Origin of the sequence: Thermus caldifontis, from assembly GCF_003336745.1 — a bacterium.
Lineage (GTDB): Bacteria > Deinococcota > Deinococci > Deinococcales > Thermaceae > Thermus > Thermus caldifontis.
Genome location: NZ_QGMX01000007.1, coordinates 1 through 24293, shown reverse-complemented (window position 1 = coordinate 24293; position 24293 = coordinate 1). Strand labels below are relative to the sequence as shown.

30 protein-coding genes and 1 tRNA gene are annotated in these 24293 nt (G+C 65.0%); 19 read left to right on the top strand and 12 right to left on the bottom strand.

Annotated elements, in window-relative coordinates; genetic code table 11:
* Positions 1–55: 55 nt before the first annotated feature.
* Positions 56–1117, top strand: coding sequence for an alanine--glyoxylate aminotransferase family protein (locus DK874_RS07945; protein WP_114313493.1), 1062 nt, complete (start codon positions 56–58; stop codon positions 1115–1117).
* Here the strand turns inward: DK874_RS07945 and DK874_RS07940 are convergent.
* Positions 1109–1885, bottom strand: coding sequence for an undecaprenyl-diphosphate phosphatase (locus DK874_RS07940; protein WP_500691363.1), 777 nt, complete (start codon positions 1883–1885; stop codon positions 1109–1111). The two genes, DK874_RS07945 and DK874_RS07940, sit on opposite strands and share 9 nt — an antisense overlap.
* A gap of 53 nt (positions 1886–1938) precedes the next feature.
* Here DK874_RS07940 and ispD point away from each other — a divergent pair, with 53 nt between their 5' ends.
* The 3 genes from ispD to DK874_RS07925 are packed head-to-tail and all read left to right on the top strand — an operon-like array spanning position 1939 to position 3939.
* Positions 1939–2577, top strand: a complete 639-nt coding sequence (ispD, locus tag DK874_RS07935) for a 2-C-methyl-D-erythritol 4-phosphate cytidylyltransferase (RefSeq protein ID WP_114313491.1) — start codon at positions 1939–1941, stop codon at positions 2575–2577.
* Complete coding sequence (ispE, locus tag DK874_RS07930; protein ID WP_114313490.1) at positions 2565–3383, top strand: 4-(cytidine 5'-diphospho)-2-C-methyl-D-erythritol kinase; 819 nt, start codon at positions 2565–2567, stop codon at positions 3381–3383. The genes ispD and ispE overlap by 13 nt, the downstream gene beginning before the upstream one ends.
* Entirely contained in the window at positions 3370–3939 is a 570-nt protein-coding gene (locus tag DK874_RS07925; RefSeq protein ID WP_162798751.1) for a TenA family protein, read from the top strand. The genes ispE and DK874_RS07925 overlap by 14 nt, the downstream gene beginning before the upstream one ends.
* A 159-nt stretch (positions 3940–4098) precedes the next feature.
* On the opposite strand, the gene DK874_RS07920 is transcribed toward DK874_RS07925, so the two are convergent.
* Both DK874_RS07920 and DK874_RS07915 read right to left on the bottom strand, forming a co-directional pair.
* The gene (locus DK874_RS07920) at positions 4099–4593 is read right to left on the bottom strand and encodes a CarD family transcriptional regulator (protein ID WP_114313488.1); all 495 of its coding nucleotides are present in this window, start codon (positions 4591–4593) and stop codon (positions 4099–4101) included.
* Entirely contained in the window at positions 4590–5159 is a 570-nt protein-coding gene (locus DK874_RS07915) for a TetR/AcrR family transcriptional regulator (RefSeq protein ID WP_240307628.1), read from the bottom strand. The genes DK874_RS07920 and DK874_RS07915 overlap by 4 nt, the downstream gene beginning before the upstream one ends.
* Before the next feature lie 73 nt (positions 5160–5232).
* Here DK874_RS07915 and DK874_RS07910 point away from each other — a divergent pair, with 73 nt between their 5' ends.
* Genes DK874_RS07910 through DK874_RS07900 form a run of 3 tightly spaced genes read left to right on the top strand, consistent with a single transcriptional unit; the run spans position 5233 to position 6988 of the window.
* On the top strand, positions 5233–5946 hold the full coding sequence (locus DK874_RS07910) for a type 1 glutamine amidotransferase family protein (RefSeq protein WP_114313486.1): 714 nt from the start codon (positions 5233–5235) through the stop codon (positions 5944–5946).
* Positions 5947–5955: 9 nt separating this feature from the next.
* Positions 5956–6456 carry a DUF2227 family putative metal-binding protein gene (locus tag DK874_RS07905; RefSeq protein WP_114313485.1) on the top strand — a complete coding sequence of 167 codons (501 nt, stop codon included), beginning with the start codon at positions 5956–5958 and terminating at the stop codon, positions 6454–6456.
* Between the two features lie 43 nt (positions 6457–6499).
* On the top strand, positions 6500–6988 hold the full coding sequence (locus DK874_RS07900) for a TlpA family protein disulfide reductase (protein ID WP_114313484.1): 489 nt from the start codon (positions 6500–6502) through the stop codon (positions 6986–6988).
* Here the strand turns inward: DK874_RS07900 and tsaE are convergent.
* On the bottom strand, positions 6917–7387 hold the full coding sequence (gene tsaE, locus DK874_RS07895) for a tRNA (adenosine(37)-N6)-threonylcarbamoyltransferase complex ATPase subunit type 1 TsaE (RefSeq protein ID WP_114313483.1): 471 nt from the start codon (positions 7385–7387) through the stop codon (positions 6917–6919). The genes DK874_RS07900 and tsaE overlap by 72 nt on opposite strands.
* Before the next feature lie 27 nt (positions 7388–7414).
* Positions 7415–7501: transfer RNA gene (locus tag DK874_RS07890), tRNA-Leu, on the bottom strand.
* Between the two features lie 248 nt (positions 7502–7749).
* Here DK874_RS07890 and DK874_RS07885 point away from each other — a divergent pair.
* From DK874_RS07885 to DK874_RS11655, 8 genes are all read left to right on the top strand, one after another.
* On the top strand, positions 7750–8385 hold the full coding sequence (locus DK874_RS07885; protein ID WP_114313482.1) for a cytochrome c3 family protein: 636 nt from the start codon (positions 7750–7752) through the stop codon (positions 8383–8385).
* Between the two features lie 8 nt (positions 8386–8393).
* Positions 8394–11033, top strand: a complete 2640-nt coding sequence (locus tag DK874_RS07880; RefSeq protein WP_114313481.1) for a 4Fe-4S dicluster domain-containing protein — start codon at positions 8394–8396, stop codon at positions 11031–11033.
* Complete coding sequence (gene nrfD, locus DK874_RS07875) at positions 11023–12375, top strand: NrfD/PsrC family molybdoenzyme membrane anchor subunit (protein WP_114313480.1); 1353 nt, start codon at positions 11023–11025, stop codon at positions 12373–12375. The genes DK874_RS07880 and nrfD overlap by 11 nt, the downstream gene beginning before the upstream one ends.
* A gap of 9 nt (positions 12376–12384) precedes the next feature.
* Positions 12385–12903 (top strand): DUF3341 domain-containing protein, encoded by a 519-nt coding sequence (locus DK874_RS07870; protein WP_114313479.1) that lies wholly within the window; start codon positions 12385–12387, stop codon positions 12901–12903.
* A 43-nt stretch (positions 12904–12946) separates the two neighbouring features.
* Positions 12947–13411: a c-type cytochrome gene (locus DK874_RS07865; protein ID WP_114313549.1), complete on the top strand. Its 465-nt coding sequence runs from the start codon at positions 12947–12949 to the stop codon at positions 13409–13411.
* Positions 13395–14396 carry a hypothetical protein gene (locus tag DK874_RS07860; RefSeq protein ID WP_114313478.1) on the top strand — a complete coding sequence of 334 codons (1002 nt, stop codon included), beginning with the start codon at positions 13395–13397 and terminating at the stop codon, positions 14394–14396. Before DK874_RS07865 ends, DK874_RS07860 begins: the two co-directional genes overlap by 17 nt.
* A gap of 137 nt (positions 14397–14533) precedes the next feature.
* Positions 14534–15670, top strand: a complete 1137-nt coding sequence (locus tag DK874_RS07855) for an NAD(P)/FAD-dependent oxidoreductase (RefSeq protein ID WP_114313477.1) — start codon at positions 14534–14536, stop codon at positions 15668–15670.
* An 8-nt stretch (positions 15671–15678) separates the two neighbouring features.
* Positions 15679–16290 (top strand): helical membrane plugin domain-containing protein, encoded by a 612-nt coding sequence (locus DK874_RS11655; protein ID WP_162798750.1) that lies wholly within the window; start codon positions 15679–15681, stop codon positions 16288–16290.
* A 4-nt stretch (positions 16291–16294) separates the two neighbouring features.
* Here DK874_RS11655 and DK874_RS07845 read toward each other — a convergent pair whose 3' ends face one another.
* The 5 genes from DK874_RS07845 to lysJ are packed head-to-tail and all read right to left on the bottom strand — an operon-like array spanning position 16295 to position 20606.
* Positions 16295–17902, bottom strand: coding sequence for a GGDEF domain-containing protein (locus DK874_RS07845; protein WP_114313476.1), 1608 nt, complete (start codon positions 17900–17902; stop codon positions 16295–16297).
* 9 nt (positions 17903–17911) lie between these two features.
* Positions 17912–19000 carry a [LysW]-lysine hydrolase gene (locus tag DK874_RS07840; protein ID WP_114313475.1) on the bottom strand — a complete coding sequence of 363 codons (1089 nt, stop codon included), beginning with the start codon at positions 18998–19000 and terminating at the stop codon, positions 17912–17914.
* Positions 18972–19211, bottom strand: a complete 240-nt coding sequence (locus tag DK874_RS07835) for a type II toxin-antitoxin system HicA family toxin (protein ID WP_114313474.1) — start codon at positions 19209–19211, stop codon at positions 18972–18974. Before DK874_RS07835 ends, DK874_RS07840 begins: the two co-directional genes overlap by 29 nt.
* Positions 19208–19414 carry a type II toxin-antitoxin system HicB family antitoxin gene (locus DK874_RS07830; RefSeq protein WP_114313473.1) on the bottom strand — a complete coding sequence of 69 codons (207 nt, stop codon included), beginning with the start codon at positions 19412–19414 and terminating at the stop codon, positions 19208–19210. Before DK874_RS07830 ends, DK874_RS07835 begins: the two co-directional genes overlap by 4 nt.
* A 4-nt stretch (positions 19415–19418) precedes the next feature.
* A complete protein-coding gene (gene lysJ / locus DK874_RS07825; protein WP_114313547.1) occupies positions 19419–20606 on the bottom strand; it encodes a [LysW]-aminoadipate semialdehyde transaminase LysJ in 1188 nt (395 codons plus the stop codon).
* 140 nt (positions 20607–20746) lie between these two features.
* On the opposite strand from lysJ, the gene folK reads away from it, so the two are divergent.
* Genes folK through plsX form a run of 4 tightly spaced genes read left to right on the top strand, consistent with a single transcriptional unit; the run spans position 20747 to position 23015 of the window.
* Positions 20747–21226: a 2-amino-4-hydroxy-6-hydroxymethyldihydropteridine diphosphokinase gene (folK, locus tag DK874_RS07820; RefSeq protein ID WP_114313472.1), complete on the top strand. Its 480-nt coding sequence runs from the start codon at positions 20747–20749 to the stop codon at positions 21224–21226.
* A 42-nt stretch (positions 21227–21268) separates the two neighbouring features.
* Positions 21269–21646: an RNA-binding protein S1 gene (locus DK874_RS07815; protein ID WP_114313471.1), complete on the top strand. Its 378-nt coding sequence runs from the start codon at positions 21269–21271 to the stop codon at positions 21644–21646.
* A gap of 59 nt (positions 21647–21705) precedes the next feature.
* Positions 21706–22038: a thioredoxin gene (trxA, locus tag DK874_RS07810; RefSeq protein WP_114313470.1), complete on the top strand. Its 333-nt coding sequence runs from the start codon at positions 21706–21708 to the stop codon at positions 22036–22038.
* Entirely contained in the window at positions 22035–23015 is a 981-nt protein-coding gene (gene plsX / locus DK874_RS07805) for a phosphate acyltransferase PlsX (RefSeq protein ID WP_114313469.1), read from the top strand. The genes trxA and plsX overlap by 4 nt, the downstream gene beginning before the upstream one ends.
* On the opposite strand, the gene DK874_RS07800 is transcribed toward plsX, so the two are convergent.
* Together DK874_RS07800 and DK874_RS07795 are read right to left on the bottom strand one after the other, a co-directional pair.
* Entirely contained in the window at positions 23004–23423 is a 420-nt protein-coding gene (locus DK874_RS07800) for an archease (protein WP_114313468.1), read from the bottom strand. The genes plsX and DK874_RS07800 overlap by 12 nt on opposite strands.
* Positions 23414–24115 carry a PIG-L deacetylase family protein gene (locus DK874_RS07795; RefSeq protein ID WP_162798749.1) on the bottom strand — a complete coding sequence of 234 codons (702 nt, stop codon included), beginning with the start codon at positions 24113–24115 and terminating at the stop codon, positions 23414–23416. Before DK874_RS07795 ends, DK874_RS07800 begins: the two co-directional genes overlap by 10 nt.
* Positions 24116–24293: the final 178 nt, after the last annotated feature.

Here is a 24293-nt window from a genome sequence, read left to right as displayed (position 1 = left end):
TCTGGCCGCGGGGGCTTTTCTTATGCCCGCTTCCCACGGGCGTAGAGGAGGCGAGATGCTGCTTCTGACCCCTGGACCCACCCTCATCCCCGAGCGCGTGCAAAAGGTGCTTCTGAGGCCCATGCGGGGCCATCTGGACCCCGAGGTGCTGGCGACAAACCGAGCCATCCAGGAAAGGCTTGCCCGGCTCTTTGACCCCGGGGAGGGTGCCTTGCTGGCGGCTTTGGCGGGCTCGGGAAGCCTAGGCATGGAGGCGGGCCTCGCCAACCTGGACCGGGGGCCGGTCCTGGTGTTGGCGAACGGGGCCTTCTCCCAGAGGGTGGCGGAGATGGCCCAGGTGCACGGCCTGGACCCCACGGTTTTGGAGTTTCCCCCGGGCGAGCCCGTGGACCCGGAGGTGGTGGCCCAGGCCCTAAAGGCCCGGCGCTACCGCATGGTGGCCCTGGTGCACGGGGAAACCTCCACCGGGGTGCTGAACCCGGCCCGGGAGATCGGGGCCCTGGCCAAGGAGGCCGGGGCCCTTTTCTTCCTGGATGCCGTCACCACCCTGGGGATGCTTCCCTTCTCCATGCGGGAGATGGGGGTGGACTACGCCTTCACGGGAAGCCAAAAGTGCCTCTCCGCCCCCCCGGGTTTGGCCCCCATCGCCGTGAGCCTCGAGGCCCGCCGGGCCTTCACCGCCAGGCGGGGCTGGTACCTGGACCTCGCCCGGGTGGCGGAGCACTGGGAGCGGGGGGGGTACCATCACACCACCCCCGTCCTCCTGCACTACGCCCTTCTGGAGGCTTTGGACGTGGTCCTGGAGGAGGGGGTGGAGGCCCGCCAAAAGCGGGCCAAGGAGGTGTACGCCTGGCTCCTTGGGGAGCTTTTGGAGCGGGGCTTTCGCCTCTACCCCAAGGCCAGCCCCCTGCCCACGGTGCTGGTGGTGCGCCCCCCCCAAGGGGTGGAGGCGGATCGCCTGGTGAAAGGCCTTTACGCCCAGGGGGTGGCGGTGGCCGGGGGGATCGGGCCCACCCGGGGGCAGGTGTTGCGGCTAGGCCTCATGGGGGAGGGGGCCAGGCGGGAGCCTTACGGGGAGTTCCTGAAGGCCCTGGACCGGGTCCTGGCCCTAGCGTAGGAAGAAGTAGGCATAGACCAGAGCCAGGGCCATGCGGTAGAGGGCAAAGGGCCTGAAGCCGTGGCGCTCCACAAAGGAAAGCATCCAGCGCACGGTGAGGAGGGCGGTGACCAAGGCGGCGAGGAAGCCCACCCCAAGCAGGGTCCAGCCCCCTTGGGGCACGGCCGGGGCGCTTTTTAGGAGGTCGTAGCCCACCGCGGCCAGCATGGTGGGAAGGGCCAGGAGGAAGCTGAACTCCGCCGCCGCCTTGCGCCTTAGGCCTAGAAGGAGGCCCCCCAGGATGGTGGCCCCGCTCCGGCTGGTGCCCGGGAAGAGGGCGGCAAGCCCTTGGAAAACCCCGATCAGGGCTACCCGGACCAAGGGTAGCTCCAAAACGTCCCCATGGCGGGCCCCTTCCGCCAGGCGGTCCGCCAGGAGGAGGACCAGGCCCACGAAGAAGAGGAAGAAGACCACAAGGCCGTCATTCCCCAGGATTTTCCCCTTGATGAGGGGGTAGAGGAGGAAGCCCATGGCGGCTGTGGGCAGGAAGGCCACCCCGATCCGGAGCCAAAGGGCCCGGTCCACGGCAAAGCGCCTGCCGTAAAGGAGGAGGATGGCCAGGATGGCCCCCAGCTGGATGGCGATGAGGAAGGTTTTTAGGAAGGGGTCTTCCTGGATGGGCAGGCCCAGGAGGTGGAAAAGGAGGGTGAGGTGGCCGGTGGAGGACACGGGCAGAAACTCCGTGAGGCCCTCCACCACTCCCAAGAGAAGGGCTTCCCAAAGGCTCATGGGGCCCATGCTACCATGGGAACGTGGCGGCGTCGCTGGCAGGCGAAGGCCAGATGGTTTCCGTCCTCATCCCCGCGGCCGGGAACGGGGAGCGCTTGGGCCTGGGGCCCAAGGCCTTTTTGCGGGTGGGGGGGAAGACCCTCTTGGAGTGGGCCTTGGGGGCTTTTCAGGAAGCGGCGGAGATCCTGGTGGCCCTTCCCCCAGGGGCGGAGGCGCCCAAGGGGCTTCGCGCCACCTTTTTGGAGGGGGGCAGGACCCGGCAGGAGTCGGTTTCCCGCCTTCTGGAGGCGGCAAGCCTCCCTTTGGTCCTGGTGCACGACGTGGCCCGGCCCTTTGTGAGCCGGGGGCTTATAGGGCGGGTCCTCGAGGCCACCCGCACCACGGGGGCGGCGGTGCCGGTTCTGCCCCTTCCCGACACCCTGATCCGGCCGGAAGGGGAGGCCTACGGGGAGGTGGTGCCCCGGGAGGCCCTGCGCCTGGTCCAGACCCCCCAGGGTTTCTTCACCGCTCTCCTGCGGGAGGCCCATGCCTACGCCAGGAGGCGGGGGCTTTCCGCCACCGACGACGCCCAGCTGGTGAGGGCCCTGGGGTATCCCGTGGCCCTGGTGGAAGGGGAGAGGACGGCCTTTAAGATCACCTATCCGGAGGACCTGCCTTTGGCGGAGGCCTTGGCGCAAGTATGGAACGCCTAGCGGTGGCCAAGGTGAACCTGGGCCTCTCCCTCCTGGGCAAGAGGCCGGATGGCTACCACGAGCTTCATACCCTCTTTGCCGCTCTTTCCTTCGGGGATAGGCTCTTTTTGGAACCCATCCCTGAGGGGATTGAGTTCCGCGGGCGGTACGGGCGGAGGAACCTGGCCTACCGGGCGGCGGCCGCTTACCTGGAGGCGGCAGGCTGGCCCGGGGGGGTGCGCATCGTCCTGGAAAAGGCCCTGCCCGAGGGGGCCGGCCTTGGGGGGGGAAGCTCGGACGCCGCCCAGGTTCTTCTGGGCCTTAAGGAGATCTATCCGGCGGAGGTGGACCTCCAGGCCCTTGCCCTTTCCCTGGGGGCGGATGTGCCCTTCTTCCTCCGAGGGGGGGTGGCGGAGGCCCGAGGGGTGGGGGAGCGGCTTAGGCCCCTTTCCCTTTCCCCTTTGCCGGTGGTGGTCTTCTCCTCGGGCCTGCGCCTTCCTACCCCCAGGGTCTATGCGGAGGTGAAGCCCCACGACTTCGGGCCCGACCTCCCCGTGGGGGAGATCCTTAAGGCCCTGGAAAGGGGGGAGGAGCCCCCCTATTGGAATAGCCTCGAGGCCCCTGCCTTCCGCCTTTATCCAGAACTCCGCCGGGTGAAGGCCAGGCTGCGGGGTCTGGGCTTAAGGGGGGTGCTCATGACGGGCTCGGGTAGCGCCTTTTTTGGGTTTGCGGAGAGCGAGGACCACGCCAGGAAGGTGGCGGAAGCCCTCCGGCATTCAGGGTATGTGCGCCATGGGGTCCTGGGGGGGGATCATGGGGTTGTTTAGGGACCTGTTTGGCTGTTGCCCCAAGGCCCTGGAGGAGATCAAGGCCTTGCCCATCCGCTGGGATGAGGAACGCTTCGCCTTTTGGCTCAAGCAGGACTTCCCCTTTGTGGAGGCCTTATACCGGTTTCAGGTGGGGCTTTTGCGGGATGCCCCTCATCCCCACCGGGCGCCTTTGGTCCAGGCCCTCATGGCCACGGTGGAGGAGCTGGACTGGCTTCTTTCCCAAGGGGCGGATCCTAAGGAGCCGGTTCATCCGGTGCGTCAGGAATACATCGCCCTGCTCCAGGAGATGGAGGGGTTTTCCTACCCGTACCGCCTGGTCTTCTTTTACTTCCTGAACCGCCTTTTCCTGGAGGCCTGGAACGCCCACGTGGAGGGGGATGGTCCCTGGCGGGAGCTTACCGAGCACTGGTCCGCCCCCGAGTTCCAAGCGGTGCTCTTTGACCTGGAGGTGATGGCCCAGGGCCAGGTGGAGGGGCTGGATCCTGGGGTGGTTGAGCGCTACCTGGCCCGCATCCTGGAGATGGAAAAGAAAGTCTGGAGCCTCCTCCTCTGATACCACCCCACCCTGGCGCAAGCCCGGGTGGGGGCCCCGGAAAACGCTTTGGGTGGCGGAGAGCTAGGCATAACCCGGGGAAGGGTACACGGAAACAGGGTATAAGCGGGATGGGAAGGGGCCCCGGATTCCGGGGCCCCTGGTCAGCCAAGCGTTTCCTCAGTTCAGTTCTTCGCCCCAGGCCTCCTCAAAGAGGCGTTTCGCTTCCTGAACGGTGATCTCCAGGGTCTGGGAAACCTCTTCCGCCAGCAGGTAGATGGCCCGCCTTAGGGCCTGGCGGTCCAGGTCCGGCAGGCCCCGCTCCAGCTCCCAGGCCCTTAGCTGGCCCGCCATCTGGGCGATGCGGTAAGGGTTCCCGTCCGCCAGGATCTCGCTGGTCTTGCGGTGCCGGGCAGCCCACTGCTTGGGCAGGGGCATGCGCCCATTTTTGAGGAGGTCTAGGATCACGGGTACCTCCTCCGGGGCCAGGGCTTTGCGCATGCCCACGCTTTGGGGGGCTTCCACGGGTACGTAGGCCTTGGAGCGGGAACCGGGGAAGTCCACCTGGTAGTAGGCCCGACTTACTCCGCTCACGCTCCTTTGCGCTATGCCCGCCACCACACCAACCCCGTAAGGGGGCAGGACCACCTTGTCGCCGGGACGGAACTCTTTCACGGCGCCACTCCTTTCCGGAGCACCTCTAGGAGGTGCTCCAAATAAGCCTCCACCTCGAGCTGAGGCGTACACCCCAAGGCCGCGATCACGTGGGCGGTGGCCCTGGGGGAAAGCCCCGGGCGCACGGCCCCTTCCTCCTGGCCGCTTCGCACCAGCTCCTCCAAAAGGTCCAGGTAGTGCTGGTGAAGCCCTTTGAGCCAAGGGGTGGGGTCCTCCATGGCCTCCCGGGCTACCGCGGCCCACAGGCCTCGCCATTCGGCGATCCAGGCCAAGCGCTTTTGCAAGAGGGCTTCCAGGCGCACAAAAAAGGGCGCCTTTTGGCGCACCACCTCCTCCACCTCCCGATAGAAGGCCCAGGTCCTTTCCTCCACCAGGTTTTTCAGGAGGTCCTTCTTGTCGTGGAAGTAGAGGTAGATGGTGCCCTTGCCCACCTCCGCCCGCCGGGCCACCTCCTCCATCTTCAGCCCGGAAAGCCCCATCTCCCGGAGGATTTCCAAGGTGGCCTCGAGGATGGCCTTCTTCTTGTCCTTGGAGAGCGCCCCCGGTGGGGATACCATCGCGGCCACGATTTCAAGTCTACCACACCACCCTTTCCCTTTCATGAGGAGGGCATTACCCTAGAGTATGAGGAGGTCAGGTATGCGCCAGGGCTTTTTCGCCTTGCTCACTGCCGATCCCCTTCGGGGTGCCTTGCGTCCGGTGGAGGCCAGGCTCCTGGAGGAGGCCCGGGGTGAGGCCCTCTTTCTGGTGCCCTATCCCTTGCGGGACCTGGCGGAGGCCTGGCGGCTCGCCTACCGCAGCCTGGGCCTTAGGCAAGGGCGGGTGCTTTACCTCAGGCGGCGGGAGGAGGCCTTTGATCCCCTGGTGGCCCAGGCGGTGGCCCAAAGCCCCTTGGTCTTCTTGGCCGCGGAGGGATTGCCGGAGTTTTTGGATCTAATACGGGGAAGCCCGCTCCTTCAGGCCCTATTGGAGGTTCACCGCCAGGGGGGTGGGGTGGTGGCCTTGGGGGAGGCGGCGGGCCTTTTGGGGGAGGCGGCCTTCTACTCCCTGGAAGGGGAGGTGAGGGCCGCCTTGGGGCTGGCCCTTCTCCGGGGCCTGGTCTTCCTCCCCCGGGTGGAGGAACGGGGGCGGTTTCTGGCCCTTTCCCGCCTGGTGGCCGACAACCCGGACCTGGTGGGCCTGGGCCTATTGGAAAACACCGCCCTCCGCCTTCTTCGGGGCTTGGGCGAGGTCTGGGCGGGGGAGGTCACCTTGGTGGATGCCGGAGGGGCGGAGTACACGGGCCGGGGGGTTAAGGGGCTACGGATGGATGTCCTGTCGGCGGGGGAGCGTTTTCCCCTACCTGCCCTTTAGGATGGCCTTATGCCCTCGGGGCGGGTGCACGAGGCCATCAACCTGACGGTCCTGGGTGGGGGGGGCGTGGCCTACCTGGCCTACGGGGGCTCCCCGGAGGAGCCCCGGGCCCTGGCCTTTGCCCTGGCCTACCTGGCGGGGACCTTTCTCCTCTCCCCGGACCTGGACTTGGCGGAGAAGGGGACGCGTTCCCAACGCCGCTGGGGCCTCTTGGGTCTTCTCTGGCGCCCCTACGGCTGGTTGTTCCGCCACCGGGGGCTTTCCCACACCTGGGTGCTAGGGCCCTTGACCCGCCTGGGGTACCTGGTGGGGCTCCTTGGGGGCTTGGCGGTTCTGGTCCAAGGCCTTGCAGGGTACCTGGGCATGGGGTTTTCCCTGAGGCTACCCTCTTGGCCTTGGAAGGTTTGGGGCTTTGCCCTTTTGGGCTACTACCTTTCCCAATGGCTTCACCTGGTGGCGGATGGCATCTGGCCGGACCATGACCTGAGGCGCCTAAGGCGGCCAAGGTGAGGTGGTTTACATACCTATCCCTGCTAGGGTAAACAATGGAAGCATGCTCAAGCGCTGGATAGGGGCGGTGCATCTCTTGCTTCTGGGGCTAGCCCTTGCGGTGGGGCCGGGCCAGCGCCTGCCCGAGTTTGCCCTTTTGGATCCCAAAGGTAACCTGGTTACCCCTGCCACCATGAAGAAGCCCGCGGTCATCGTCTTCTGGGCCAGTTGGTGCCCGGTGTGCCGGGCGGAGTTCCCGGGGCTTCACCGGGTGGCGGAGGAGACCAAGGTGCCCTTCTACGTGATCAGCCGGGAGCCCAAGGACACCCGGGAGGTGGTGCTGAGCTACATGAAGGCTTACCCCCGGTTCATTCCCCTGTTGGCCTCGGACAAGGACAAGCCCCACGAGGTGGCGGACCGCTTCAAGGTGGTGGGCCAGCCCTGGACCTTTGTGGTGGACGCGGAGGGGAAGGTGGTGGCCCTATTCGCTGGGCGGGCGGGGCGGGAGGCCTTGCTGGATGCCCTCCTCCTGGCCGGGGTGGAGCTGCCATAGCTGGGCGAGGCGCACCTCCCCTTGGGGGGTGAGGCGGAGGAGGAAGTCGGCCCTTAGGGCTTCGGGATCCCCCCATTCCACCAAAAGGAGGCGGGCTCCTTCCCGGGCCGCTTCCAGGTGGGGGAGAAGGAGGTTGGGGTCTTGGAGGCGGTAAAGGTCCGCATGGACCAAGGGGCCTTCGGGGGTGGGGTAGGTGTGGATCAAGGTGTAGCTGGGGCTTGTGACCCTTCCCCCAAAGCCCAAGGCCTGGGCCAGGAAGCGGACAAAGGTGGTCTTGCCGGCCCCCAAGGGGCCTTCCAGGACCACCAGGCTTCCTTCCGGCAATAGGGGCAGGACCTCCCCGGCCAGGGCCTGGGTGTCCTCGAGGGTCTTAAGGGTGCGCTCCAGGAGAAGCCCCATAAAGAAAAAGGCCCCTTTAGGGCCTTTTGGTGCCGGGAGCGGGACTTGAACCCGCACGCCCTTGCGGGCACCACCCCCTCAAGATGGCGTGTCTACCAGTTCCACCATCCCGGCAGGGCGCGCCTTACGCGCAAGGTTCAGTTTAGCAAAAGGCCTTGCTTTGTCAAGGTTGCCCCCTTCCTGGCGGGGGCTGCCGGAGGGTGGGACATTTGTCCCTTATCCTTTGCGTTACTGTACCCATGAGTAAACTTTGCTAAAGGGTAGGCACGGGAAAGGCCAGCCTGCTTATGGAATCGCCGGAACCCCTTGATTGAACTTTCCCCCTCCTGCCCGTAGTCTTGCCCTTTAAGACTGGAGGTGGCATGCGGCGGCGCAACCGATGGGTGAAAACCTTCTTTTGGGGAGCGGTTTTAGGAGTGTTCGCCCTCCTGGTGGTGGTGTTTTCCGGGGTGGCGGTGGGGGCTTTTGAGTACCGCACGCAGCCTGTGGCGCAACCCGTGCTCTTCAGCCATGCCTTTCATGCTGGGGGGCTGGGGCTTTCCTGCCGCTACTGCCACTCCAGCGTGGAGCATGCGGCCTACGCCGGCCTGCCACCCACGGAGACCTGCATGACCTGCCACACCTTCATCAAGCCCGATAGCCCCAACCTGGCCCTGGTGCGCAAGAGCTGGGAGACCGGGGAGCCGCTTCGCTGGAACCGGGTCATCAACCTGCCGGACTTCGTCTACTTCAACCATGCGGCCCACGTGGCCAAGGGGGTGGGGTGTGCGGAGTGCCATGGCCGGGTGGACCAGATGGCGGTGGTTTTCCAGCCCCAGGCCTTCACCATGAAGTTCTGCCTGGACTGCCACCGCAACCCCGAGGCCCGCCTTAGGCCCAAAGACCAGGTTTTCAACATGGCCTATACCCCGGACCCTGAGCTGGGCAAGAGGCTAAAAGAGGTCTACCAGGTGCGTTCCGTGGAGGCCCTTACCAGCTGCAACACCTGTCACCGCTAGGAGGCCCCATGAAGGAGCGGCGCGGCTATGAGGATTCGTTGGAACGGGAGCTTTTCCGCGAGGAGTTTCCCTTTGGACCCGTAACCCGGCGCGGGGTGTTGGCCCTAGGGCTTTTGTCCCTGGCCGCCTGTACCCCGGTGGTGCGGCGCAAGGGGGTACCCTATGTGCGCCAGCCGGAATGGGTGGTGGAGGGGGGTGAGGCGGAGTTTGTCACCGCCATAGCCCATGCCGGTTTCGCCGAGCCGGTGCGGGTGAAGGTCTACCAGGAGAGGCCCCTTTTCCTGGCTCCTCTGGAGAGGGCCATGAGCCCCTACCCTTTGGCGGGCCTCTACGCCCTGTACGATCCGGCTCGCCAGAGGAAGGCGCCGGACTGGGAGGGGTTTTACGCCGCCTGGCGGAAGGCCTTGGGGGAAGGGGAGACCCTCTTGGTCCTGCCCCGCCTCACCTCTCCCCGGCTCGAGGGCCTCTTGGAAAGGGCCCAGGCCCGCTTCCCCAACCTGCGGGTGGCCCGGTTTGAGGCCTGGAGCCTGGAGAACATCTACCAGGGAGCGGAGGTAGCCTTTGGGCAAAGGGCCTGGCCCGTTTACGCCCCAGGGAGGGCGGAAACGGTTCTCCTACTGGATGTAGACCTGCACGAACACCCTGCGGGCTACCTCTGGTGGGAGGCCCTAAGCCAAAGGCGCGTCCCCCCCATGAACCGCATCTATGCGGTGGAAAGCGGGGCGGGCCTTTTGGGTAGCATGGCGGACCACCGCCTGGCCCTAAAGCCCAGCCAGGTGGAGGCCTTCCTCCTGGCCCTGGCCCAGGCCCTGGGGGTGGTGCCGGGGAGCCCGGCCTCGGAGTACGGGGGGTTCCTTCCCGTATTGGCGGAGGACCTGAGGAGGGGTGGGGTGGTTCTTCCTGGCCCCCAGCTTTCCCCCGGGGCCCAGGCCTTGGCCATGGCCATCAACCAAGCCCTTAAGGCTTCGGTGCGCTACGTGGAGCCCCCAGAGCGGGAAGTGGCCACGCCCAAGGCCTTTGCGGAAGCGGAGAGGGCGCAGAGGCTGGTGTGGGCGGCGGAGGGCCCTTTGCCTAGCCTTTCCGACAAGGCTTTTTCCGCAGCGCTTTCCCTTTACCCCACCAAGGCGGCGGTCTGGAGCCTGCCCTTGGCCCACCCCCTCGAGGCCTCCGCCCAGCATCGGGATGCCGAGGGGCGGCTTTGGCCCGCCCAGGCCCTCATCCAGCCCCTTTGGGGTGGGAAGAGTCTGGAGGAGGTGGTGGCGGGGCTTATTGGGGAAGAGGTTCCTGCCCTTAGTCCCGAGGAGAAGCGGGCTTTGGTGGAGGGACGCCCTCTGGCCCAAGCCCAGGAGCTCTCTGTGGAGGTGGTACGGGGCCTCGAGAGCCGGCTTCCCCCGTTGCGCCAGGAAGCGCCCTTGGAGGTTTCCTTGCGCCCCGACGCCAGCCTTTACGACGGGCGCTACCGGGGAAACCCTTACCTGGAGGAGCTTCCCCGGCCCCTAAGCCGCCTGGTGTGGGATGGGGCCCTGCTCCTGGGGGAGGGGGATACCGAGGCCCTGGGCCTTTTGGGGGACATCCGGAACAGGGAGCGGAGGGCGGACCCCAAACGGCCCCTCATGCGGGTTAAGGCTGGGGAAAGGGAGGCTCTTCTTCCCCTTTGGCCCCTTCCCGGCTTGCCCAAAGGTAGCGGTGTGGCTCCCCTTTCCCACTTCTTCCATCCCGAAGGGGTGGTCTGGTCCGCGGAGGTAGCCCCCACGGGCCGGCACTACCCCTTGGTGTCCACCCAGTACCACGGGTATCTGGGCGAGGTGGAGGCGGTGAAGGTGCTGGAGGAGGCCAAGGCCCTCGAGGCCGAGGCCCACAAGGAGAAGCGGGTTTCCTTCTACCCCCCTTGGCCCCAGGGGGAGCATGCCTGGGCCATGACCGTGGACCTAAGCCGTTGCCTGGGGTGTGGGCTTTGCACCCTGGCCTGCCAGGTGGAGAACAACATCCCCGTGGTGGGGAAGGAGGAGGTGCAGAAGGGGCGGGAGATGCACTGGATCCGCATCGACCGCTACTTCGCCGAGGAAGGGGTGGCGCACCAACCGGTCATGTGCCAGCACTGCGAGAAGGCTCCGTGTGAGGCGGTCTGCCCTGTGGCGGCCACGGAGCACTCCAGCGAGGGGCTGAACCTGATGGTCTACAACCGCTGCGTGGGCACCAAGTACTGCTCCGCCAACTGCCCCTACAAGGCCCGGCGCTTCAACTTCTTCCCTTACGGGGAGGCCTTCGTGGGCAAGGGGGATCCCCGCAAGGCCAAGGAAAGCCCCTTGGCCCTCCTCATGAACCCCGAGGTGACGGTGCGGAGCCGCGGGGTGATGGAAAAATGCACCTACTGCGTGCAACGCATTGAGAACACCCGGGCTAAGGCGGCCCAGGAGGGCCGGAAGATCCGCACCGGGGAGATCCAGACCGCCTGCCAGGAGGTCTGCCCGGGGAAGGCCATCCACTTCGGGGACCTTCTGGACCCGGAGGACCCCATCCAGGCCCACCGCAAGGAGGGGCGGCACTACGCCCTTCTGGAGGAGGCCAACACCTGGCCCCGCACCACCTACCTGGCCCACCTGAAAAACCCTAATCCCAAGCTGAAGGAGGGGGAGCATGGCGCATAAGGAACCCCATCCCGACCACGACCTGATCCAAGGGGAGTGGACGGAGAAGACCTTGGTGGAAAAGCTTTTGGAGCCGGTGGAGAAGCCGGCCCCCAGGCCTTGGAGGGCGGTCTTGGCTGTGGGCGGGGCCCTAACTTTGGCTTGGCTTTACGCCATCTTCGTCACCTTTGTGAAGGGCCTTGGGGCCTGGGGCATCAACCAGCCCGTGGCCTGGGGGTTTGACATCGTGCACTTCGTCTGGTGGATCGGCATCGGCCACGCCGGGACCCTTATCAGCGCCATCCTGGTCCTCATGCGCCAGAACTGGCGCGACTCCCTAAACCGGGTGACCGAGGCCATGACCCTCTTCGCCGTGCTGGCGGCGGCCACCTACCCCCTCATCCACATGGGCCGGCCCCAGCTCTTCTACTGGGTCATGCCCTACCCCACCCACATGGCCCTCTGGCCCCAGTACAAAAGCCCCCTCTCCTGGGACGTCTTGGCCATCATGACCTACCTGACCATCTCCACCCTCTTCCTCTACCTGGGTCTGATCCCGGATCTGGCCCTCCTGAGGGAAAGGAGCACGGGCTGGCGGCGAAAGCTTTACGGGTGGCTCTCCTTGGGTTGGACGGGGAATGCCGTGCACTGGCAACGCTACAGGGCGGTGTACGTGCTCCTGGCGGGCCTGGCCACTCCGGTGGTGATCTCCGTGCACTCGGTGGTGAGCATGGACTTCGCCTACGGCCTGGTGCCGGGCTGGCACCTCACGGTCTTCCCCCCCTTCTTCGCCGCCGGGGCCATCTACTCGGGCTTCGCCATGGCCCTTACCCTGATCATCCCCCTTAGGAGGTGGTACCGGCTGGAAGGGGTGATCACCGAGCGCCACCTGGACTGGATGGCCAAGGTGACCCTGGCCAGCGGCCTTGGGGTGGCCTACATCTACCTCCTGGAGATCTTCATCGCCTGGTATGCGGGGGAGCCCGCAGAGTGGGCGCAGCAGATCTGGCGCATGACCGGGCCCTACGCCCCCTACTACTGGGCCATGATGCTCATCAACGTGGTCCTCCTCCAGACCCTTTGGTTCCCCCGCTTCCGCAAGAACCTCACGTGGCTCTTCCTCTTCTCCATCCTGGCCAACGTGGGCATGTGGCTGGAGCGCTTCGTGATCGTGGTCATCAGCCTGTCCAAGGACTTTTTGCCGGGTAACGCCCAGCTTTACTACCCCACCTGGGTGGACTGGACCCTCTTCTTGGGAACCATCGGCTTCTTCCTCTTTGGGCTTTCCCTTTTCATCCGCCTCTTCCCCCCCATCGCCGTGGCGGAGATGGTCCACCTCTTCCACCGCTTGAGGAAGCACTAGGAGGGAAGCATGCTCTACGGACTCATGGCCTATTTTGACTCGCCAGAAAAACTCCTCGAGGCCCTGAAGGTCCTGAAGGCCGAGGGGTACCGGCGCCTGGAGGCCCTCACCCCCAACCCCGTGGAGGGAATCGAGGAGGTGTTGGGTGGGGATGGGCGCATCCCCTGGATCGCCTTCTTCCTGGGGGTCTTGGGTGTGGGTCTGGGCCTCTTCCTACAGATCTACACCACCCTGGACTACCCCCATAACGCCGGGGGCAAGCCCCTTCTGGGCTGGCCCGCCTTCATCCCCGTGACCTTTGAGCTCACCATCCTTACCATCACCGTGGGGATCTTCCTTTTCCTCCTCTACAACAACGGCCTGCCCCTTTCCTGGCATCCGGCGGTACAGGCCCGGGAATATGTGCGGGTCCTTTTGGACGAGTACGGGGTTTTCGTCTACGCCACGGACCCCCGGTTCGACCTGGAGAGCACCAAGACCCTGCTTCGGGAACTGGGGGCGGAGGTGGAGGAGGTGCGGCGTGACTAGGCTCCTTTTTCTCCTTCTGCCCCTCCTTTCCGCCTGCGGCTGGATGTGGGACCAGCCCAAGGTGAGGCCCTTCCGGGAAGCCCCCTTGCAGGTCCAGGTGGCCCCGGAGCGGGTTCGTTTTGGGGAGAACCTGAACCTGGAGGTGCGCACCGGACTCAAGCCCGAGGGGGGGTTCGCCGACAACCCCTACGCCTTCACGGAGGGGGAGCTTTTACGGGGCAAGGTCCTTTACCGTTCCTTCTGCGCCATCTGCCACGGGCTAAACGGGGAAGGGGATGGGCGGGTGATCCCTTTGGGGATGCCCAAGCCCCGTTCCTTCCTGGACCCGGCGGTAAAGGCCATGCCCGAGGGGTATTTCTACTTCGCTGCCACCAACGGCTTTGGCCGGATGCTTTCCTATAAGAGCCGCATCCCGGAAAGGGAGCGCTGGCTCATTGCCCACTACATCAAGCAGTGCCTTCTGGAGGAGGCCTGTCCTTTGGAGGTGGTGAATGCAGAGGTCTATTGAGCTGAACCGTTCGGCCCCCTTCTTTTTGGGCATTTTCCTCTACGCCCTAGCCTTTCTCTTTGGGGCTCCGGCAGCCTACTTCCCCTTTGCCTTTTTCCTTCTGCTCTCCTTGGGGGCCTTGTTGGTCCTCCTCTTGCACAACGCCCTCACCAGCCGTTGGGGGGTTCCTTTAGAGCCCTATCTGTACCCCCTGGCCCGCCTCCTTCCCCTTATGGGGCTTTTGGGGCTTCCCTTTTTCCTCTTTCTGCCGGAGTTTTTCCCCTGGGCTCGGCCTGGGGCCAGCTTGGATCCCATCCTGGCCCATCGCTTGGGGTACCTGAACGCTCCCTTCATGCTGTTGCGCTACGTCCTCTTCTTCGCCCTTTTCTCTTGGGTGTTGTTGAAGCTGAGGCCGGGGGAGCACCGCTCCGAGGTGGGGGCCTGGGGGCTGCCCCTGGTGTTCGCCGCCGCCACCTTCCTCACCTATGACCTCTTCATGGCCCTCGAGGCCCACTTTTACTCCGCCTCCTTCGGGGCCATCCTCCTTCTTTCCGCTGCCCTTTTGGCGCTTTCGGTGGCCGTGGCCCTGGCGGCCCGCAAGGGTAATGCGGCCCTCATGGGCCAGGCCCAGAACCATACCAATCTCCTTCTGGCCCTTTCCATCATCTGGATCTACGTGGAGGCCACCACCCTGATCATCATCTGGGGGGCGGACCTGCCCCACGAGGTGGCGTTCTACCTGAAGCGCTTGGAGGGCCCCTGGGGAAGCCTGGCGGCTTTGTGGGCGGTGGGAGGGTTCTTCCTCCCCTTCCTCTACCTCCTCACCAACCTGCCCAAACGGGAGGCCCGCTACCTTCTGCCCGTGGCCCTTTGGATCCCCCTCTTCCGCCTATTGCACCTGGCCTGGTACGTGCTTCCCGCCCTGGGGCGGGGGGTAGGGGTGGGGGAGGTGGTGGGCTTTTTGGGCTTGGCCCTCCTCTTCCTCTCCCGACTGCGCGCGCCCTAGGGCGGGGTTTGCGCCTGGCCCCACCCCGGGTGGGGCCTTTCTTTTTGGGCTTCGGGGCATTTGCACCTACCTTCACAAGCAGGCGGGGCGCATCCTGGGGTTAGGGGTACACGGTAAGGGTACCCGGGAGGTGGAAGATGGCAGCGAAGGTTTTGGTCCTAGGGGGCGGTTCGGGTGGTCTGGTGGCGGCCAATAAGGTGAAAAAGCTTCTGGGCAAGGAGGCGGAGGTCACCCTGGTGGATAGGAGCACCCACCACGAGTTCATGCCCGCCTACCCCTGGGTGGCCTTTGGCATGCGGGAGCCTGAGCAGGTGCGTAGGCCCTTGGCCAACTTGGAAAAGCGGGGCATCGCCTTCCTGCAGGCCACGGTGGAGGCCCTGGACCCCGCCAACAATCGGGTTAAGACCAGTGCGGGGGAACTTGCCTACGACTACCTGATCGTTTCCCTGGGGGCCGAGGCCCTGCCCTCCCCCGCCCCGGATGGCCACGCCCCTTGGAGCCTCGAGGGGGCCTTAAAGCTGAGGGAGGCCCTCAAGAACTTCCAGGGCGGCCGGGTGGTGGTGGGGGTTTCCTCGCCCTACTACCCCTGTCCCCCAGCGCCCTATGAGGTGGCGGGCCAGGTGGAGTTTGCCCTGAAGGTAAAGGGTCTTCGCCAGAAGAGCACGGTGGAGGTGTTCCACCTGAATCCTCTTCCGCTGGCGGGCATGGGCCCGGTGATCTCCGGAAAGGTCATGGAGATCCTCCGCTCTAAAGGCATTGCCTTCCATGGGGAGTTTGAGCCGGTGGCCTTTGAGGGGGGAAAGGTGAAGGCTAAGGACGGGCGGGAGCTGGCCTACGACCTCCTCATCCTCACGCCGCCCTTTGCCCCCAACCGGGTGGTGCGGGAATCCCCCCTGGCGGGGCCCAACGGCTTCCCCGAGGTGGACAAGACCACCTTCCGCTCCACCAGGTTCCCCAACGTCTTCGTCATTGGGGACACGGTGAACCCCTCCCTCCTGCTACCCCCCGCCGGGGTGGTGGCCCACTTCCAGGGGGAGTACGTGGCCGGGGTCATCGCCTCCGACCTCAAGGGGGCCTACATTGGCGAGCCCTTCAACCCCGTGGCCATGTGCATTATGGACTTTGGGGATAACGCCCTTCTGCCTCAGTGCTCCTTTGAAAAGCTCCTGGCAGGCACCGGCATGCCTTCTTGTGGCGTAATGGCCGTGGGCAAGTGGGTGCGGGTCACCAAGATGCTCTTTGAAGGATTCTGGTTTGCCACCTTGATCGAGTAGGAGGGACCATGGAAAAGACGCTTACGGTGGAAGAACGGCTAGCCCATATAGAAGAGGTGCTGGAAAAGAGCGGGCTAGGCCTCCTGGCCCAGGTGGGGGCCGGGGAAACCCTAGCGGAGAACCTGGGCCTCCTTTTGGAGCCCAAAAACCTGCAGATGGTCTCCCTCTTGGCCCGCTTTCTGGACCAAGCGGAGGCTTTGGGGAAACTGGCGGACACCCTGGAGAAGTTGGAAGAATCGGGAGCCCTGGCCTTCCTGGGACACCTAACGGAAAACTTCGGTGAGGGCTTGGGCATGCTCATGGAGCCCCAGGTGCTCAGGCTTTTCTCCCACGGGGCCAACGTTTTGGACATCCTTTCCCGGATAGAGCCTGCCGCCATCGGCATGATGGCCTCGGCCTTGCAGCGGGGCCTGGGGGAGACCTTCACCCCCGAGGTCCTGCGGGACCCGCCCCGGGTGGGTCTGGCCGGGATTCTGAGGCAGCTTTCCGACCCCGAGGTGCAGAAGGCCTTGGGCGTGCTTTTCCTCCTCCTTAAGGCCCTGGGCAAGGCCTTTGGCCACCTGAACCAGGACATGAAGGCCCTGGAGGGCCTCATGGCCAAGATGATGCCCAAGAAGTAAGGGTTCAGGCCAGGGTTACCCGGTCCCGGCCCGTTTCCTTGGCCCGGAGAAGGGCGTAGTCGGCCTTTAGGATGCACTCCTCCACCTGGGCCTCGTTCTCGGGAACCTCCCCACCAGCAATGCCCGCGGAAAGGGTGAGGGGGTAGGGAACGGGGTCCACCCGCTGGCTGCGGAAGCGGTAGCGGATGCGCTCCACCACCTCCTTGGCGGCCTCGCGGCCAGCTCCGTAAAGGAGGAGCAGAAACTCCTCGCCTCCATAGCGCACCGCCAGGTCCTCCTGGCGCACGCTGGCCTTAAGGATGCGGCCCAAAAGCCTTAGAACCTCATCCCCCACGGGATGGCCATAGGTGTCGTTTACCCTTTTGAAGCGGTCGATGTCCAGCATGACCACGCTTAGGGGAACCTGGTAGCGCCGGGCCAGGGCCAGGAGTTTGGGCAGTTCAACCTCGAGGCCCCGCCGGTTCAGGAGGCCGGTGAGGGGATCGGTGAGGGCTAAGGTGCCCCACTCCACCTGGCGCAGCACCTGCCTTATCCGCTCCCCCAAAAGGGAGAGGAAGCCTGGGGGGATGGATTCTTCCAAGGGGCCTTGCAGGTAGAGGTAGGCGGCATCCCCGCTTAAAGGAATGGTGAGGGCATAGGGGGTTCGTTCCCCCACCAGGCCCCGCCTCCCCCGCACCTCCAGGCCCACGGCCGTGGGGAGGAGGTGGCGGGTGGCCTCGAGGGCCCCCATGAGAAGAGCCTCTGGGCTCAAGGTCTGGGTCACGCTGGGGGAGAGGCGGGCGAGCTCCTCCAGGAACCGGGTCCAACGCAATCCCTTCTCCTCCGTTCGGTGCCATTCCAGGTAGTTGGCGTAAAGGAGGCCCAACCCTCCCACCAGACCGCCGTAAAGAGCCAGGACCCGCACTTCCCAAGGGGACGGGTCGTTTACCAAGGAAGCGGGCATCAGGAAGAGCCCCCCAAGGGCCAGGGCCTGCCCCAGGAAGGAGGCCCTCACCTTTCGCTCCTCCAGCACCCCCAGGGCCAGGAGGAGGTAGCCCAGGGTCCAAAGCAGGTGGACGGGATGCCCGGTGGGGTACCCCCCGGCCGCCTCCAAGAAGGCGTAGGCCATGTCCGCCACCAAGAGGAGGAGAAGCCCCACGCCCCAGAGAGCTCGTCCTCCCGGGCCCTTCTGGAAGACAAGCTCCAACCTGGGTAAGAGGAGAAGGAGAAGCAAGGCATCCCAAACCATATAGATGCGGTCTATGCCCAGCTTAGGCTGGAGGGCCGAGAGGAGGCCCAGAAGCCCCAGGGGTAAGAGCCCAAGGCTCAGACGAGGGGGGGAGGCGGAAACCTTTAGAAGCCCCAGGGTGAGGAACAGGTAGCCGATCAGGTAGGGAAACTCCAGGTAAAGTCCCCGGGACCAGCCGGTAAGGTCCTCCAGGGTCCACGCCAGATCCCCCAGACCCCAAAAGAGGAGCCCCAAGCCAAAGGCCGCTTCCTTCCGCATCAGGAGAACCCCCCCACCCACCAGGGCCACCAGGGGGGTGAGGAAGCGCTCGCTCCAGGGAGCGGTGGGCGGGAATAGACCCAGGAATAAAATAAGGACCAGAAGCCCAAGCCAATAGGCAACCACGCCTCAAGTTTAGCCTAGGTTTTTGGGGGAAGCGTGGGTTTTGGCCAGGGCCTCGAGGGCTTCCCGTAAGGCCTCTATCCCTTTTAGGAACTCTTCCACCTCTACATGCTCGTAGGGCGTGTGGTCCAAGGCGGAGTCCCCTGGTCCATAGGCCACCATGGGTACGTTCCAGTGGGGGGCCAGGACGTTCATGTCGCTGGTGCCGGTTTTCAACTTGAAGACGGGTTTGCCCCCCGCCTTGCGGATCCCCTGCCTTAGGGCCCGGGTCAGGGGGGTGTCCTTGGGGCCCAGGTAGGGTACCTCCCGGCCGAAAAACTCCAGCTCAATGGTGGGGGGCGCATAGGCGCTGAGGTGGCGGATGGCCTCCTCCGGGGGTAGCCTAGGGGGTAGGCGCAGGTCAAAGAGCATCTCCGCCACCTGTTTGAGCTCTGCGGGCTGGATGCGAAAATCCCTTAGGGTGTACTGCACCTGGTCAAAGGCCTTTTGCCCCACGTTCATGGCCTCGGCCCAGGCCTTGATGGCCACAAAGTAGCTGATGAGCTCCTCGGCGGCGTTGGGCTCGTGGTGGGCGGAGTGGAAGTTATCCTTTTCCCGCCTTGCCCTTACCAGAAGCCTCCCCTTGTACCCCAAGGTGATGCCTTCCCAGCCCGAGGGCTCCCCGATGATGGCGTAGTGGGGCTTAAGCCTGGGAGCCACGAAGCGGGCGCCCTTGGAACTGGGGGCCTCCTCCTCGGTGGCGCCCACCAGGTGAACGGTAAGGTGCCCCTTCGCCTCCTCCGAAAGCCCAGCGGCGGCGAAAACCATGGCCACGAAGGGGCCCTTGGCGTCCACCGCTCCCCGGCCAAAAAGCTTGTTGCCCTCCAGCCTTACGGGCACCACCCCGGGGACGGTGTCGATGTGCCCCAGAAGGACCACCTGGATGGGCCCATGCCCCACCTGGCCCCGGGCGTTGTCCGCCTCGTCCACAAAGCCTTTAAGGCCGAGCCGTTCCATGCCCTCCGCCAGGTACTCCGCCACCAGGCGCTCTTCACCCGAGGGGGAGGGGATCTTTAGGGCCCCCATCAGGAACTCAACGGGATCTAAGCCGTTTGCGCTCATACTCTTCCTTGCTCCAACCCACATCGCGAAGGATCCCCAAAAGGGTTCCGGGGCGAAGGAGCTCGCCCTCGTGTACGGGTACCGTGGTAGCTCGCCCGTCCGGGTGCTTTAGACGCACGTGGGTTCCCCGCATCCGCACCACCTGGAAACCTTCCCTTTGAAGGAGGCGGACCAGCTCCTTCCCCGCGATGGGGGTTAGGCGGGGGCTCATGCGGCTTCGATCTCCAAATCGCCGGAAAATCCCAGTACGGAGACCTCTTCTTCGGTTTCCAAGGAAACGGCTATGGCCTCCTGCAAGCGTTCAAGCAACTCCGGGAAGCTCCTGGCCTGAGTATGGGCCCTTAGCTCCGGGACGTGGGCCACCAGGTAGCCTTCCTCGTCCCGTTCCACCTCCACGCGGAAGCGCTGCCTCATCCTGCTAGCTTAGCACAGCCCGCACCGCTTCCACTACCCGCTCCAGATCCGCCTTTTCGATCACCAAGGGGGGGAGGAAGCGGATCACCGTGGGGCCCGCCTGCAGGGTCAAAACCCGGTGCTCCTTTTCCAGGCGTTCGATGTACGGGGCGGCCTTTTCCTTGAGCTCGAGGCCCACCATAAGCCCAAGCCCCCGCACCTCGCGGATCTTGGGGGAGGGGATCTCCCTGAGCCTTTCCATGAACCAAGGACCAAGCTCCGCCGCCCTTTCCCAAAGCCGGGTGCGCTCCAGGTAGCGCAAAGCGGCCACCCCGGCGGCCATGGCCAAGGGGTTGCCCCCAAAGGTGGTGCCGTGGCCTCCCTTGGGCATGCTCCTCGCCACCTCCTCCCGCATCACCGCCGCCCCTATGGGCACCCCGCCCCCCAGGGCCTTGGCCAGGGTGAGGATGTCGGGCACCACCCCGTAGTGCTCAAAGGCGAAGCGTTTCCCGGTGCGGCCCATACCGGTCTGGATCTCGTCCAGGATCAGCAGGGCTCCCTTTTCCCGGGTTGCTTCCCGAGCGGCTTCCAAGAACTCCCGGGTGGCGGGGCGCACCCCCCCCTCCCCCTGGACGGGCTCGAGGATCACCGCCGCGGTTTCCTCGTCCACCGCCCTCCTCAGGGCCTCCACATCGTTATAGGGGATGAACTCCACCGGCCCCAAAAGGGGCATGAAGAGTTCCCGGTACTTGGGCTCCCAGGTGACGGAAAGGCTTCCTAAGGTGCGGCCGGAGAAACCCCTCATGGCGGCCACCAGCTTGCGCCTTTTGGTGTGGGCCCAGGCGAACTTGATGGCGGCCTCGTTGGCCTCGGTGCCGGAGTTGGTGGGGAAGACCCGGTTGAGCTCCTGAGGGAGAAGGCCCACCAGGGTGCGGTAGAACTCCCCCCGCATGGGGGTGGGAAGGGTTTGCGGCATGGAAAGGAGGGTTTCCGCCTGCTTCTTGATGGCCTCCACCACCTCAGGGTTGGCGTGGCCCAGGTTGGCCACCCCGTAGCCCCCCACGCAGTCAATGTACTCGTTGCCTTCGGCATCCCAGACCCTAGCCCCTTGCCCTCGCACCCAAAGCAGGTCGTGCTTGGTATAGACGCCGGTATCCAGGGCTTTTTCCGCCTCGAGGAGGGTGCGCCAGTCTTCGTAGACCTCCTTAACCATATGCTCGCCTCCAAAAGAAAAGCCCCCGGGCAGGCCCGGGAAGCCAGGCTTCCCAGGCCCCATTAGGTTTTGCCCCAGGCGGCCATCTCCCCTTCAGGGTAGGGGGATGGGGGCCTCCTGTCAACGGATAGACTGGGAGGGTGCTGGCCTATGTGGGCTTGGGCTCCAACCTGGGGGACCGGGCAGGCTACCTGCTAAAGGCCCTTTCCCTCCTTTCCCGCCTGGAGAAAACCCATTTCCTTCGCCTTTCCCCCGTGTACGAAACCGAGCCCGTGGGCCCGCCCCAGCCCCTTTACCTGAACCTGGTGGCGGAGGTGGACACGGAGCTTTCCCCCAGGGCTTTTCTGGAGGGCCTCTTGACGGTAGAGCAGAGCCTGGGGCGAAAGCGGAAGGAGCGCTGGGGGCCAAGGACCATTGACCTGGACCTCCTCCTATACGGGGACCTGGTCTTGCAGGAGGAGGGCCTCGAGGTGCCCCACCCTAGGCTTTCCGAGCGGGCCTTTGTCCTGGTACCTCTGGCCGACCTTATTCCTGAGGGGCGGCACCCGGTGCTGGGGCGCACCTTCGCCGAGCTCCTGGCCTCCTTGGACCGGAAGGGGGTGCGCCCCTTTGTGCTATAGTGGGGGCATCGCGGATCACCGCCGCGCAAAGGGAGAAGGAAAGTGGACCTAGAAGCAGGAAGTGTGGTAGAGGGCCGCGTGGTGCGGGTTACGGATTTTGGCGCTTTCGTGGAGCTCCCGGGGGGCGAGCAGGGCCTGGTGCACATCTCCCAGATCGCCCATGAGTTCGTGAAGAACGTGCGGGACTTTCTCAACGAGGGGGATATCGTCCAGGTGATGGTAAAGGGCCGGGACGCCAAGGGGCGGCTGGACCTTTCCATCAAGGACCTCACCCCCGCCCCAGAAGGAGCCCCACCTCCCAGGCCCAGGCGCCTGCCCAAGCAATCCCCCGAGTTCGAGAACAAGCTGAAAAGCTTCCTCCGAGGCACCGGGGGCTTCGGCGGCAAGGGGGGCAAGAAGGGCGGCAAGAAGAAACGATAACCCTAAGGGTTCCCCCCGGGGGTGTATGCCCTCGGGGTTTTGTTTTAAAGTGGTGGGGTATGGCGAAGCCCATAGAGGTTACCGACGCCAACTTTGACCAGACCTTAAGCGGACACCCCCTGGTCCTGGTGGACTTCTGGGCGGAGTGGTGCGCTCCTTGCCGCATGATCGCTCCCATCCTGGAGGAGCTGGCCAGGGAGTACGCAGGGAAGGTCTTGGTGGCCAAGCTGGACGTGGACGAAAACCCCAAAACGGCCATGCGCTTTAGGGTCATGAGCATTCCCACGGTGATCCTCTTCAAAAACGGCCAGCCGGTGGAGGTCCTGGTGGGGGCCCAGCCCAAGCGCAACTTTGAGGCCAAGATTCAGAAGCACCTGCCGCCAAGCGCATGAGGATCGCCCTGGACGCCATGGGGGGGGACCGGGCCCCTGGGGTGACGGTCCAGGGGGCCCTCCTGGCAGCCAAGGAAGGGGTGGAGGTCCTTTTGGTGGGAGAAGAGGCCCGCTTGCGGGCGGAGCTTTCCCGCTTAGGGGCCTCCTTGCCCATCCATCATGCCCCGGACTGGATTCCCATGGAGGAGCACGCCACCGAGGTGAGAAAGCGTCGGGAAAGCTCCATCATGGTGGCCATGGACCTCCTGAAGCGGGGCGAGGTGCAGGCGGTGGTGTCCATGGGCCACACCGGGGCCACCATGGCCGCGGCCCTTTTCACCCTGGGGCGGGTGAAGGGGGTGGAACGGCCCGCCCTTTTGGTGGAGTTCCCCAGCCAAAGGGGGCGCACCTTCCTCCTGGACGGGGGGGCCAACGCCGACTGCCGCCCCTCCTTCTTGGTGCAGTTCGCCGCCATGGGCCTGGCCTATGCCGAGGCCAACGGTTTGCCAGCGCCCAAGGTGGGCCTCCTTTCCATCGGCGAGGAGGAAGGGAAGGGGAACGCCCTGGTGCTGGAAACCTATCCCCTCCTTAAAAGCGCCTTGGGGGAGCGGTTTTTCGGCAACGTGGAAGGGCGGGACATCTTCTTGGGCACCACGGAGGTGGTGGTCACCGATGGTTTTACGGGAAACGTGGTCCTGAAGCTGGCGGAAGGGGAGGCCAAGGTGCTCTTGGGCTGGGTCAAGGAGGCCCTTAGCGGAAGCCTTTGGGCCAGGCTGGGGGCCCTTTTGGCCCGGGGGGCCCTGCGAAAGTTGAAGGAAAAGGTGGATCCCTCCCAGTACGGGGCCATGCCCCTTCTGGGGGTGGAGGGGGCGGTTTTTATCGGCCACGGTTCCGCCGACCCGTTAGCGGTGAAAAACGCCCTTCTCCGGGCCAAGGCCTTGGTGGGGGCGGGGCTTTTGCAGCGGGTGCGGGCAGGCCTTTCCGCCCTACACGTCTAGGATCACCTGGGCCCGCCACCTCCCGTTCTCCTGGCTCACCCTTAGGCCGTGAAAGGTGGCGCTCTTCACCTCCCCTTGAAAACCGAAGGCTTCCTGGAAGGGTTCCCCCCAGAGGGTGGCGGTGAGGCGGTAGCCTTCATCCTTCTTTTCTATCCTTACCCGCGCCCCTCCGGGCACGAAGCCCTTGGTCTGGATCAGGTAGATGAGCTCGTTGAGGAAACGCACCAAGAGGGTTTCCAGGTCCTCGGCCTCCAGGGAAAGGCGCCGGCGCCAGCTGCCCCCTTCCGGAGGATAGAGGAACACCACCTGCAAAAGCCCTTTGAGGGCGGCTTGGAAGAGGTCCTCGAGGCTCCTTGCCTCCAGCGCAAAGCCCACGTCGGCGGTGTGGTCCAAGGGCCTTACCACCATGGCCCCTCCTCCGTGCCCTGGAAGCCCGGAAGGTGAAAGGTTTCCGTCCAAAGCCGTTCGGGATATCCTTCCATGAAGGCTAGGATGGAAAGGGCCTGGGTCCGGTGCTGGGCCAGGGCCTTGAGCTTACGGGCCAAGGCCCATTCGGGGAGGCGCAGGCGGTGGGTGACGGGCCAGGGGCCTTCGGGCCGCACAAAGTACACCACCTGGGCCAGGCCTTCCGCCGCCCTTTTGGCGTAGCGGCTCGTGGCCACGTGGTCGGGGTGGCCGTTGATACCGTCTGGGGGAAAGGTGACCACGTACCGGGGCCTAAGGGTAAGGAGCCATTCCCGTATAGCGGCTTCCGCTTCCGGATGGTCTAGGAGACCTTTCCCCGAGGCCAAGCCACGGGGCCCCTCGCCGGCCCCTTTGGGGCCCCTGAACCCCGAATGAACCGCTTGGGGCAGGGCGTTGGGAAAGGGGAGGACCTGGAGGAAATCCACCCCCAGGATTTCCGCTGCCTGTTGGAGTTCCCTCACCCGCACCTGGGGTAGCTCCTCCGGGGAGCATAGCCCCAAGGTCCTTCCTGCTTCCCCCCGGGTGAGGGTCAGGATCCCCGTCCTAAGCCCAGCTTCCTTGGCAAGAAGAAGGGCCCCTCCAGCGCCAAAGCTTTCGTCATCGGGGTGGGGGACCACCACCAAGAGGTCCACCATGACCCCATCTTGACAGAAAAGCCCCCACCTGGTACATTCAATGTTGCGCCGGTTGGACCGGCGGGGGATCTTGAAAGCGCAGGAACAGGGCAACGCACGAAAGATCACGCCTTTAGGCGTTTTTTATTGGAGAGTTTGATCCTGGCTCAGGGTGAACGCTGGCGGCGTGCCTAAGACA